11 protein-coding genes are annotated in these 11,248 nt (G+C 65.6%); 10 read left to right on the forward strand and 1 reads right to left on the reverse strand.

What is annotated here, in order from left to right; all coding sequences use genetic code 11:
• Positions 1-54: 54 nt before the first annotated feature.
• The 10 genes from JC616_RS12570 (at position 55) to JC616_RS12615 (ending at position 10,194) form a co-directional block, all read left to right on the forward strand.
• Positions 55-1,635: an ABC transporter substrate-binding protein gene (locus JC616_RS12570; protein WP_227103342.1), complete on the forward strand. Its 1,581-nt coding sequence runs from the start codon at positions 55-57 to the stop codon at positions 1,633-1,635.
• The gene (locus tag JC616_RS12575; protein ID WP_227103344.1) at positions 1,623-2,573 is read left to right on the forward strand and encodes a M14 family metallopeptidase; all 951 of its coding nucleotides are present in this window, start codon (positions 1,623-1,625) and stop codon (positions 2,571-2,573) included. The genes JC616_RS12570 and JC616_RS12575 overlap by 13 nt, the downstream gene beginning before the upstream one ends.
• Positions 2,574-2,864: 291 nt before the next feature.
• Complete coding sequence (locus JC616_RS12580) at positions 2,865-3,053, forward strand: DUF1843 domain-containing protein (protein WP_107798863.1); 189 nt, start codon at positions 2,865-2,867, stop codon at positions 3,051-3,053.
• A gap of 47 nt (positions 3,054-3,100) precedes the next feature.
• Entirely contained in the window at positions 3,101-3,724 is a 624-nt protein-coding gene (locus JC616_RS12585) for a DUF1842 domain-containing protein (protein WP_227103346.1), read from the forward strand.
• Positions 3,725-3,769: 45 nt separating this feature from the next.
• Positions 3,770-4,372, forward strand: coding sequence for a DUF1842 domain-containing protein (locus JC616_RS12590; RefSeq protein WP_227103348.1), 603 nt, complete (start codon positions 3,770-3,772; stop codon positions 4,370-4,372).
• Between the two features lie 80 nt (positions 4,373-4,452).
• On the forward strand, positions 4,453-5,919 hold the full coding sequence (locus JC616_RS12595) for a GDL motif peptide-associated radical SAM/SPASM maturase (protein WP_227103350.1): 1,467 nt from the start codon (positions 4,453-4,455) through the stop codon (positions 5,917-5,919).
• Between the two features lie 219 nt (positions 5,920-6,138).
• Positions 6,139-7,140, forward strand: a complete 1,002-nt coding sequence (locus tag JC616_RS12600) for a substrate-binding domain-containing protein (RefSeq protein WP_227103352.1) — start codon at positions 6,139-6,141, stop codon at positions 7,138-7,140.
• A 206-nt stretch (positions 7,141-7,346) separates the two neighbouring features.
• Entirely contained in the window at positions 7,347-7,874 is a 528-nt protein-coding gene (gene gntK, locus JC616_RS12605; protein ID WP_227103354.1) for a gluconokinase, read from the forward strand.
• 1 nt (position 7,875) lies between these two features.
• Complete coding sequence (gntU, locus tag JC616_RS12610) at positions 7,876-9,213, forward strand: gluconate transporter (RefSeq protein WP_227103356.1); 1,338 nt, start codon at positions 7,876-7,878, stop codon at positions 9,211-9,213.
• Positions 9,214-9,288: 75 nt separating this feature from the next.
• Positions 9,289-10,194: a GGDEF domain-containing protein gene (locus JC616_RS12615; protein ID WP_227103358.1), complete on the forward strand. Its 906-nt coding sequence runs from the start codon at positions 9,289-9,291 to the stop codon at positions 10,192-10,194.
• A 7-nt stretch (positions 10,195-10,201) separates the two neighbouring features.
• Here the strand turns inward: JC616_RS12615 and JC616_RS12620 are convergent, their stop codons facing one another.
• Positions 10,202-11,047 carry a DAHP synthetase I family protein gene (locus tag JC616_RS12620; RefSeq protein ID WP_227103360.1) on the reverse strand — a complete coding sequence of 282 codons (846 nt, stop codon included), beginning with the start codon at positions 11,045-11,047 and terminating at the stop codon, positions 10,202-10,204.
• Positions 11,048-11,248: the final 201 nt, after the last annotated feature.

An 11,248-nucleotide genomic window follows, 5' to 3' on the forward strand; every position in this document is an offset into this window, starting at 1 on the left:
GCGGTAGATGACGGACAATTCGCCTGCCGCGAACAAGAACTCAGGATAGCGTAAATGACAAAATCGATCCTCTCCCTTTCCCTGTTGCTGGCCGGCGCGCTGCCCGCCGCCGCGCTGGCGGCCAAGCCCCTGGTCTTTTGCGCGGAAGCCGCGCCGGAAGGCTTCGACCCGGCGATGTGGGACACCGCCTCCACCTACAACATCGTCAAGCCCGTCTTTCAGGGTCTGACCGAATTCAAACGCGGCGGCGTGGCGCTGCGCCCTGGGCTGGCGGAAAGCTGGAGCGTGTCGGCGGACGGACTGGAATACACTTTCAAGCTGCGCCGCGGCGTCAAATTCCATCAAACCGATTACTTCAAGCCCAGCCGCGACTTCTCCGCCGACGACGTGGTTTTCACCGTCAACCGCTGGATCCGGCCGGAGCTGCCGTTCAACCAAGCGCTCAAGACCCCGCTGACCGGCCCGGACGGCTACGGCCTGGTCAAGCTGATAGACTCGGTGCAAAAGCTGGACCCGAGCACCGTCAAGATCCGGCTGAAAGAACGCAACGCCACCTTCCTGACCTTCTTCGCGATGGGTTTCGCCGGCATGCAGTCAGCGGAGTACGCCCAGCAGTTGCTGCAGGCCGGCAAGCCCGCGCAGATCAATCTGCAGCCCATAGGCACCGGCCCCTACCGCTTCAAGAGCTACGCCAAGGACTCGACCGTGCGCTACGAGGCCAACCCCCAGTACTGGGGCGCGCCGCAGAAAACCCGCAGCCTGATTTTCGCCATCGTCACCGATCCTCAAGTGCGCATCCAGAAACTGAAAGCCAATGAATGCCAGGTGGCCGCGGCGGTGCGCGAGGCCGATCTGGACACCTTGGCCGCCGACAAGAACATCAAGATCGCCGCCACCGGCGCCAGCAATATTTCCTATCTGGCCTACAATCTGAAACGGCCGCAATTCGCCAAGCGCGAAGTGCGCGTGGCGCTGGACATCGCCATCAACCGCGACGCTCTGTTCAAGGCGATGTTCCCCAAGGGCGGCGCCACCCAGGCGGTCAACCCCTATCCGCCGTCCACCTGGAGCTGGAACCCCAAAACCCGCAATGAATACAACCCGGCCAAGGCCAAGGCGCTGCTGGCCCAGGCCGGCTACCCCAACGGCTTCGCCCTCGATCTGTGGGCGCTGCCGGTGCAAAGGCCGACCAACCCCAACGGCAAGCTGATGGCGCAGATGATCCAGCAGGACTGGGCCAGGATAGGCGTCAAGGCCAATATTCGATCCTACGAATGGGGCGAATACCTGAAACGCGCCGCCGCCGGCGAACACGATGTCTATATGTCCGGCCTGACCAGCAACTCCGGCGACCCGGACGATTTCCTGTGGAATTCGCTGTCCTGCAGCGTCAGCAAGGGCGGCCAGCGCTTTTGCAACCCCGAGTTCGACAAGCTGCTGCTGCTGGGCCGGCAGGCCACCGAGCAGAAGCAACGCGCCCAGTACTATTTGAAAGCCCAGGAGATTTTCAAATACGAGCGCCCCTGGATCACCATGGCCCATTCCCGCATTTACATTCCGCTGCGCAACAATGTGCAGGGTTTCGTGATGAATCCCAACGGTTCTTTCGACTTCGAGGACGTATGGCTCAAATAAACCCAAGCTGGCCGCCCTATTTCGTCAGCCACCGCTATCAGGGCTTGCGAGCCGGCCCCCGCCTGATCGTCACCGCCGCCGTGCACGGCAACGAGGGCTGCGGCACGCTCGCCGTCCGCCGGCTGATGGCGGAGCTGGAACAAGGCGCGCTGACCTTGCGCGCCGGCCGGCTGACCCTGGTCCCGGTGAGCAATCCGCTGGCCTTTCAGTTGGGCCAGCGCGGCGGCGAACGCAATCTGAACCGCCATCTCGCCCCCAGCGACGCGCCGCGCGATTACGAAGACCATGTCGCCAACTGGCTATGTCCGCTGCTGGCGGAGCACGAGGTTTTGCTGGACTTGCACTCCTTCCAGTCCCAGGGCCAGGCTTTCGTGTTCCTGGGACCGCGCGACAACGCCGGCGAGCTGGAGCCCTTCGCCCTGGCCGCGCAAGAAGAAGCGCTGGCGCAAAGGCTGGGCGTGGCCCGCGCGGTGGACGGCTGGCTCGCCACTTACGCGCTGGGGGTGAGCCGACGCGGCAAGACCCCGGACGGCGACGTCCGCTACGGCGTCGGCACCACCGAGTACATGCGCCAACAAGGCGGCTGGGCGCTGACGCTGGAGTGCGGCCAGCACGACGACCCGGCCGCGCCGAGCGTCGCCTACCAGGCCATCGTCAACACCTTGGCTCATCTGGGCATGTTGGACGCGCCGCCGCCCGCGGCCGGCCCCTTGGAGGCGCTCAGCCTGTACGAGGTGGTGGACAAGCTCGACGACGGAGACCGCTTCGCTCGCGACTGGACCAGCTTCGACCCGGTGAGCCGAGGCGAGCTGATAGGCTGGCGCGCCGACGGCAGCCCGGTAACGGCGCTGGACGACGGCCGCATCGTCTTCCCCAACCCCCGCAGCCCTAGCGGCCAGGAGTGGTTCTATCTGGCCCGGGCGTCCTCCCGCTTTTGAGAAGCTGTTGACGATCCGCCGCGCGCAGCGAGGCGCGGCCACCGCTTCGGAATGCTCATGCGCCGCATGAGCATTTCACTTTCCAAGACCGGCTCCCAGCGCCATTCTGCACGACTCAGCATTTCCACTTAAGTATTTGTTTTTCATAAAAACCGCCATTTAGGCCAGCACGCCCCCCATCCCAACTGCTACACCGATAAGCACTGCCGCGCGGCCGGCAGCCGCTACCGCGCCCGGTCGTCCCTGGCCGTGCGTCCACCTCAAATCATTCAGCGCAAGGAAGTGAACACCATGAGCCATCTTCCCACGCATCAAACGCTGCCTTATGGCGTCGCCATTCATCAGGCGATCGCCGAAGGCAACCTGGCGCAGATGAAAACCTTGCTGGAGCAAGGCGAACAGCATCTGCACCAATACGGCGATCTGCACGCCGCCATTGAGCAATTGAAGCTGGAAATCACTCGTCTGGAACGGCGCTGAGCGCCGCGCAGCCCGAGGCATCCCTCACCTTTCGTTTTGGAGGTCTTATGTCAGGCAATACTCAGACTGAAATCGGATTGTTCCCCGTCAGCTACCTCATCGGCAACGATCTGGCGGGCGCGCCGACGCTGCTCTTGAACCTGCTGGTGGCGCCCCCCACCCACTCGGTGACCGGCAGCGCCCACGTCGTCAACCAAAGCCTCCACCCGCCGCTGAACCTGCACTCCCATGTTCACGGCCAATACGCCTACCTGGGCGTGGTGCCGACCAGCGAGGGCCGTATCCTGATCTCCGCCCAAGGCCACAACGGCAACACCACCAACTTCAAATTGCACCTGGTGCTCAGCCACGACTGGAAAAAGGGCATCGCCAATTACAGCTATCTCGACGGCTCCACATGGGTGGAAGTGGACAATGTGCCGGCCAAGCTGAACCCGGAACTGAAATCCCGCTATTTCCCGCTGCCGCTGGAACCCGGCCCGGTGATCCTGCCCAATCCGCCCATCAACGCCCTGTACGGCGTGCCGATCCAAAGCGCCATCGCCAGCGGCGACCTGGCCCATATGAAAACCCTGGCCGCTTACGCCAAACAGCAGCTGGACGCCCAGCCGCAACTGCGCAAGGAACTGGATGCGCTGAAGGCGGAAATCACCAAGCTGGACCGCAAATAAGCAGGCGCGCGCGCCGATACCTTCCCATTCGTCAAGGAGTGCTCCATGTCAGCAACAGGATTGTTCCATGTCCGTTACCTCATTTCCCAACCGGTGCTGGGCGCGCCGGTCCTGACCCTGGACTTGCTGGTCGACACGCCGCAGAAAAAGATCAGCGGCCACGCCAGCATCACCCAGAGCGTCAGTCCGCCGCTGCAGTTCCAGGCCAATGTCTGGGGCCATTACAGCCAGGCCAAGCTGGACCCGTCGGCCGAACATCACATCGTGCTGTCGCTGAACGGCAGCCCCAGTTCGCCCAATAGCCAGATCGCCGAAACCTTCCATCTGCAAGGCATCCTCGATCAGGACTGGCAGGACGGCCACGCCAGCTACCGCTTCTTCTACCAGGAAGCCTGGCACACTGTCGCGCACGCCATCGTCACCGAAGCGCCGGCCGTGCACCCGGAGCCGCGCGCCGGCAGCAAGCCCTATCCGCACCCCATCCCGCTGTACGCCGCCGCGCTGCAACAATCGCGCGTCAGCAGCAATCTGGCGCAGATGAAGTCCTTGGCCGGCCAGGCGGAAGAGCAGCTGAAGCAGCACGACAATATCGAGGCCGCGCTGAAGCAGCTGCATGCTGAAATCGCCCGCCTCGAAGGCAGGCACTAGACCGCCCCGCCTCATCCGCGCGTGTTCAAAGCCCAGGAGCGCCCGCCGGGCGCTCCTCGCCCTCTCTCAAGGACCCGCCCATGCTAGATGACAGCCCCGCCGTCCGCCCGGCACGCTATCTGGACGACGAAGACTTCAAGCGCTACGTCCCGGTGCACGTGGTTTGGGAAATCACCCTGGCCTGCGATCTGAAATGCCTGCACTGCGGCTCCCGCGCCGGCCACCGCCGCCCCAATGAGCTGTCCACCGCCGAATGCCTGGAAGTGATAGACGCGCTGGCGGCGCTGGGCACCCGCGAAATCACCTTGATAGGCGGCGAGGCCTATCTGCGCAAGGACTGGACCCAGCTGATCCGCGCCATCCGCGGCCACGGCATGTATTGCGCGATTCAGACCGGCGGCCGCAATCTGAACCCCGCCCGGCTGCAACAGGCGATAGACGCCGGCCTCAACGGCGTCGGCGTGTCGCTGGACGGCCTCGCGCCCCTGCACGACAAGGTGCGCAATGTGCCGGGCGCTTTCGACAAGGCGGTGGACGCCTTGCGCCGCGCCAAGGCCTCCGGCCTCGCCGTCAGCGTCAACACCCAGATCGGCGCGGCCACCATGCCGGACTTGCCGGCGCTGATGGATCAGATCATCGAACTGGGCGCCACCCACTGGCAAATCCAGCTGACGGTGGCGATGGGCAATGCGGTGGACAACGACGAACTCTTGCTGCAGCCCTACCAATTGCTGGAGCTGATGCCCTTGCTGGCGCGGCTTTACCGCGAGGGGGTGGAACGCGGCCTGTTGATGAACGTGGGCAACAATATCGGCTACTACGGCCCTTACGAGCGGCTGTGGCGCGGCTTCGGCGACGAGCGGGTGCACTGGAGCGGCTGCGCCGCCGGTCAGACCGTGCTGGCGCTGGAGGCGGACGGCACCGTCAAGGGCTGTCCCTCGCTGGCCACCGTCGGCTTTTCCGGCGGCAATGTGCGCGACATGAGCCTGGACGACATCTGGCATCACAGCGAGGGCATCCATTTCGGCCGGCTGCGCTCGGTGGACGATTTATGGGGCTATTGCCGCGGCTGCTACTACAACGACGTCTGCCGCGGCGGCTGCACCTGGACCTCCCACTCGCTGCTGGGCAAGCCCGGCAACAACCCCTACTGCCATTACCGCGCGCTGGAACTGGAAAAACAGGGCCTGCGCGAGCGCATCGTCAAACTGCAGGACGCCGCGCCGGCCTCCTTCGCCGTCGGGCGTTTCGACCTGATCACCGAGGACATCGCCAGCGGCCAGGAAGTCAGCCGCATCAGCCGCAGCGGCCAGGTGATCGCGCTGACTTGGAAAAACAAGGGCAAGACCGCGCCGCGCGAGGGCCGGCCGCCGGCCAAGCTGGCGCTGTGCCGGCAGTGCCAGCAATACATCCACCCCGACGAGACCTGTTGTCCGCACTGCGCGGCCGACGTCGCCGCCGCCGAACGCGATTACCTGCAAGAACAGGCCAAACGCCAGCAGGTGATCAACAATCTGCGCCGCCTGCTGGGTTTGCCGGACGATTAAGACGCCGCGCCGGCGCCGAAACGCGGTTTTATGCCAAAAAACTCGGCGCCGCCGCCACGGCCATCCACTGGCCATAGCTCATTTGACGAAAATCGGTCTACAATCGCGGCTTGCCTAGCCTCACCACGCCGCCATGGGAGCCCGATGCCCGCATGAACCGTTTCGCGCCGTTCGCCCTATCCCCGGAAGCCGTCGCTTCCGCCTTGCCGGGCCCGCGTCATGAGCGATAAGCCGCGCCGCCCGTCGCTGCAGGACATCGCCGACCGGGTAGGCACTTCCAAGATGACGGTCAGCCGTTATCTGCGCAACGCCAGCCTGGTGTCGGACGCCACCGGCCAGCGCATCGCCGGCGCGATGGAGCAACTGGGCTATATCCCCAACCGGGTGCCGGACCTGCTGGCCCGCGCCAAGAGCCGCGCCATCGGCGTGCTCTTGCCGTCCATGTCCAATCAGGTGTTCTCCAGCCTGGTGCACGGCGTCGAAGCCATGACCCGCGAGGCCGGCTACCACACGCTTTACGGCCATTACTGCTACGACATCGAACAGGAAACCCGGCAAGTGGAGCAGTTGCTGTCCTTTCAGGTGGACGGGCTGATCCTGTGCGAAACCGTTCACTCCGAACGCACTTTGCGCATGCTGCAGGTGGCGGCCATCCCGGTGGTGGAAGTGATGGAGCTGCCGACCCAGCCCATAGACCTGGCCGTGGGCCTGGACCATAGGGCCGCCGCCGAGGACATGACCCGGGCCATGATCGCGCGCGGCAAGCGGCGCATCGCCTATCTGGCCGCCCGCCTCGACCGCCGCACCCGCTTGCGCGCCGCCGGCTACCGGGCGGCGATGGAGCAGGCCGGGCTGATCCCGCTGGAGATCCAGACCGAACAACATTCCAGCTTTCAGCTTGGCGGCGAAATGCTGCGCCAGGCCATGGCCTCCGCGCCGGATCTGGACGGCGTGTTCTGCACCAACGACGACATCGCCGCCGGCGCGCTGCTGGAGGCCCAGGCCATGGGCCTGGCGGTGCCGGAGCGCATCGCCGTCGCCGGCTTCAACGCGCTGGACATCGGCGCCGCGCTGCACCCGCGGCTGGCCAGCGTGGTCACGCCGCGCGAAGCGATAGGCCGGCTGGCGGCGCAACGCCTGCTCGGCCGCATCCACGGCCAGCGTTACGCCGATCCGGTCGTGGACCTGGGCTATACCCTGAGCCTGGGCGGCAGCGTCTAAGCCGGTGCCGGAATACGACACCGGCCTCCCCGTAAAATCCCTTAGCAATCAAGCCCTCAAGCGATGACGCCGGTTCCGGATCAAGCCCGGCGCTCAAAACGCTTGCCTGCTCGCCGCAAAGCCGACATATTATCATCGGCATGATGTTACCGGTAACAATTACGATCCGCCTTCAAACGAAAGCGACAACTCATTGGAGTGGCTTCATGAATTCCACACCACATCAGGTTTACGTGCTGATGGGCGTCTCCGGCTGCGGCAAATCGGCGCTCGCCGCGCGGCTGGCCCAACACCTGACATGCGCCGTGCTGGACGGCGATTTCCTGCATCCGCGCGCCAATATCGACAAAATGGCCGCCGGAACGCCGCTGGACGACGCCGATAGGCTGCCCTGGCTTGCCGCGCTCAGCGACGCCGCCTACGCCATGCAACGCAGCAACGCGCTGTCCATCATCGTCTGCTCCGCGCTGAAACGGCGATACCGCGACCAGCTGCGCACCGGCAATCCCCAGCTGTCCTTCCTCTATCTGAAAGGCGACTTCGACTTGATCCTGCAACGGCTTCAAGCCCGGCAAGGCCATTTCCAGAGGGCCGACATGCTGGCCTCTCAATTCGCCGCGCTGGAAGAGCCGGGGCCGGACGAGACCGACGTCCACGCCCTGGATATCCGCCCCGAGCTGGACAGCGTCGTCGCCAGCGCGCTGCGCCTGATCCAGTCCCGCCAGGAGCGCTGACATGTCCATCGCAACCCTGGTATTGACCGCGCTGGGCTCGGTCGCTCTGTTGTTGTTGCTGGTGATGAAGGCGCGCCTGCACGCCTTCATCGCGCTGATGCTGGTCTCGATCGGCGCCGGCGTGGCCTCCGGCATGCCGGTGGAGAAAATCGCCGACACCATGCAAAAAGGCATGGCCGGCACGCTGGGCTTCCTCGCCGTGGTGGTGGCGCTGGGCGCCATGTTCGGCAAGATCCTGCACGAAACCGGCGCGCTCGATCAGATCGCCGACCGGCTGCTGAGCCGCTTCGGCGAACGGCGCGCGCATTACGCGCTGGGCGTGGCCGGCCTGGTCTGCGCGTTGCCGCTGTTCTTCGACGTCGCCATCGTGCTGTTGATCGGCGTGGTGTTCGCGGTGGCGCGCCGCACCGGCGGCAATGTGGTCAAGCTGGCGGTGCCGCTGTTCGCCGGCGTGGCCGCGGCGGCGGCCTTCCTCTTGCCCGGTCCCACGCCCATGCTGCTGGCTTCGCAGATGCAGGCCGACTTCGGCTGGATGATTCTGATCGGGCTGGCGGCGGCGATTCCCGGCATGCTGCTGGCCGGACCGCTGTTCGGCAGCTTCATCAGCCGGCACGTCAGCCTGGCGCTGCCGGACGACATCAGCGAGCCGGCTCTGGACCGCAGCCGCATGCCCTCCTTCGCCTTCAGCCTGACCCTGGTGCTGTTCCCGCTGGTCATGGTGGCCTGCAAGACCCTGGGCAGCCATCTGGCCGCGCCGGGCTCGGCCGTCTACCACTGGCTGCAGTTCATCGGCCACCCGTTCAGCGCCATCCTGGCCGCCTGCCTGATCGCCATCTACGGCCTGGCGATCCGCCGCGGCATGGACGCGGAACAGGTCATGCGCGTCTGCAACGCCGCGCTGCAACCGGCCGGCATCATCCTATTGGTGACCGGCGCCGGCGGCGTGTTCAAGCAGGTGCTGGTGGATTCGGGCGTGGGGCCGGCGCTGGGCAACGCGCTGATCGGCGCCGGCCTGCCCATCGCCGTCGCCTGCTTCGCGCTGGCGGCCGCGGTCAGGGTCATACAGGGCTCGGCCACCGTCGCCTGCCTGACCACGGTGGGCCTGGTGCTGCCGGCCATCGAAACCATGGGCTTGTCCGGCGCGCAGCTGGCGGCGCTGTCCATCTGCATCGCCGGCGGCTCCATCGTGCTCAGCCACGTCAACGACTCCGGCTTCTGGCTGTTCGGCAAATTCACCGGCGCCGACGAGGCTCAGACGCTGAAAACCTGGTCGCTGATGGAGACCATACTGGGCACGACCGGCGCGCTGGTCGGCATGGCGGCCTTCGCCATGCTGTGACGCGCGGCATGCGCCTTGGCAAGCATGGCCGCCGGGTACGATACTCACTGAAACACGCTTGAGTAGCCCACCGCCATGACGGACCCCCTCTGCACCACCCTGCTTGCCTTGCTGGACGACAGCGCGGTCCTGATCGCGCTGTTCGACCCGCAAGACATGCTGCGCTACGCCAACACCGCCTTTCGCCAAAGCTTCTTCCTGTCCCAAGAGGAACACCTGAGTTGGGCGGAACTCATGCGACGAAACTACCGGCAGAAGCAAGGCTCGCGGATAGAAACCGACGATATCGAAGCCTGGCTGCGCTCCGCCTGTTCGCGCCGCGGCAAACTGCCTTACCGCGCTTTCGAGGCCGATCTATGCGACGGCCGCTGGATGTGGATGACGGAAACCATGAGCGCGGACGGCTGGATGCTGTGCCAGGCCAGCGACATCACCGAACTGCGCGCCGACAAGCGCGAACTGCGCCAGGCCCGCGACGTGGCCGTGCGCGCCGCCCAGACCGACCCGATGACCGGCATCAGCAACCGCACCCATCTGATGCAGTTATTGCAACTGCTGTTGCAGCAGCGGCTTCAACACGCGGCGCCGGCCTGTCTCGCCATTCTCGATCTCGACCACTTCAAGCGCATCAACGACCTGGAGGGCCATCCGGCCGGCGACCACGTCATCTGCGGCTTCGTCCAGACCGCGCGCGCTCAGCTGCGGCAAAGAGACGGCTTCGGCCGCTTGGGCGGCGAGGAATTCATGCTGCTGCTGCCGCAAACCTCGCTGCTGGAGGCCGAGCAATGCTGTGAACGGATTCTCGCCGCCGCGCGGCTGGACCGCCCCCTGGCGGCCAAGCCCGAGCTGGGCTACACCTGCTCGATCGGGCTGACCGAGCTGCGGCCCGACGACGACATCGCCAGCTGCTACGCGCGCGCCGACGAAGCGCTGTACCACGCCAAGGGCAGCGGGCGGGATTGCGTGAGCAGCGTGCGTTAAAACCGGCTCAGTCGGCCGCGGCCAACAGCTCGGACGCTTGCCAGCGCTGGAATCGCCGCTGCGCCGCCGCCACGCTGGACGCGGTCAGCGTCAGGCCGCCGCAAGCCGGCGCCCAGTCTTCCGCGCGCTCCGGCGCGTCGTCGAAGGCCAGCAAATGCGGCGCGCCGCCGGCCGCCATGCCCGCGCCCAGCAACACCGCGCCGTCCGGATTGCCGGCGCTTTCCACCAGGCCCACCCGCCCCTCGTTCAGCAGCATCGGGAAGCGATGGCTGGCCGCCACCGCCTGGCGCGCGTCGCGAGCGATCTGCAGCTTGTCCGCGTCGCCGGGCTCCAGCAATACCGGGCATGGCAGCGCCGAAGCCAGCTCCCGATGAATCTGACTCTCGATCACGGTGGGCGGCAGCAACACCGCGCTGACCAGATCGCTCAGATACGCCATCTCATTGGGCTGAATCAAGACATGCGCCAAGGGAACGCCCGCGACCAGGCATTGCAGATAAACCTTTCTTTGCTCCAACAGCGCTTGTCGTCCGCGCCCCGTCGTCGCGACGGCAAGCGGCTGGGCCAACACGCTCCAGCCCGCCTCCCGCGACAGCCAGGCGCTCAGCTGTTCAGCCTGCTCCAGCAAGGCCGGCAGCGGCAAACGCAGCAACAGCAGGCGGCGCGTCCCCGCTCCGGCTGTCGCGGCCTGAGTCAGGCGGCGGCCGCGCGCCACCGTCTCCCGCGCCCTGTCGTCCGCCATCGCGTCGGCCATCAGTTCCCGCGGCGAGGGCAAGCGCAGCAAGCCCATCGGCTCCGCCGCCTGCGCACTATCGGGAACACCGTCCATGCTGTCGCTGCCTTCAAAATACATTGTCGTTCTCCATCCTGCGCCTGCCATGCAAGCGGTTCAATTGGCGGCTACGATATTTTTATTGAGAATGATTGTCAATTGCGTTTTTACCAAAATTAGTCCAATCCCTCGGCATGAGACACCGCCTCCCGCCCTTGCTCAGCATGCCAAAAAGTAGCTGAGAACGGCCTCTGGCGCGCCTTTGAGATGACGTCAACATGA

The sequence above is a fragment of the Chromobacterium rhizoryzae genome (assembly GCF_020544465.1).
Lineage (GTDB): Bacteria > Pseudomonadota > Gammaproteobacteria > Burkholderiales > Chromobacteriaceae > Chromobacterium.